The organism is Pseudoneobacillus rhizolycopersici (genome assembly GCF_054786815.1).
The window spans coordinates 1-613 of record NZ_JBTOOE010000067.1; the positions used below are offsets into that span (position 1 = coordinate 1).

At 46.3% G+C, this 613-nt stretch carries 4 tRNA genes; all 4 read right to left on the reverse strand.

The window, feature by feature from the left end:
* Window positions 1-67: 67 nt before the first annotated feature.
* Window positions 68-144 (reverse strand) — tRNA-Pro (locus tag ACX9YW_RS22870).
* Between the two features lie 4 nt (window positions 145-148).
* A tRNA-Arg gene (locus tag ACX9YW_RS22875) sits at window positions 149-225 on the reverse strand.
* A 73-nt stretch (window positions 226-298) separates the two neighbouring features.
* Window positions 299-384 (reverse strand) — tRNA-Leu (locus ACX9YW_RS22880).
* A gap of 71 nt (window positions 385-455) precedes the next feature.
* Window positions 456-540 (reverse strand) — tRNA-Leu (locus tag ACX9YW_RS22885).
* Between the last annotated feature and the right edge of the window lie 73 nt (window positions 541-613).

Genomic DNA, 613 nt, shown 5'->3' on the forward strand with positions numbered 1-613 from the left:
AACTCACAACATCAGCTTGGAAGGCTGAGGTTTTACCACTAAACTACACCCGCATTATTGATATGAATGGTCGGGAAGACAGGATTCGAACCTGCGACCCCTTGGTCCCAAACCAAGTGCTCTACCAAGCTGAGCTACTTCCCGATGATGGCGCGCCCGAAAGGAGTCGAACCCATAACCTTTTGATCCGTAGTCAAACGCTCTATCCAATTGAGCTACGGGCGCATATGTTTTAAAAGCGACTTGATTATAATAACATTTATCAGTTATTAATGTCAACAACTTTTTTCTTTTTTTTTGGTGCGGCCGAGAGGACTTGAACCTCCACGGGGTTGCCCCCACTAGGCCCTCAACCTAGCGCGTCTGCCATTCCGCCACGACCGCGTGAATCAGATATAACATATTAATATTAGCAAAAAATCAAGTTAATATCAACTAATAAGAATTGGTAATATTGGTGCGGGTGAAGGGAGTCGAACCCCCACGCCTTGCGGCGCCAGATCCTAAGTCTGGTGCGTCTGCCAATTCCGCCACACCCGCATATTATTAAAAATCTCAAGTGAGCCATGAAGGACTCGAACCTTCGACCCTCTGATTAAAAGTCAGATGCTCT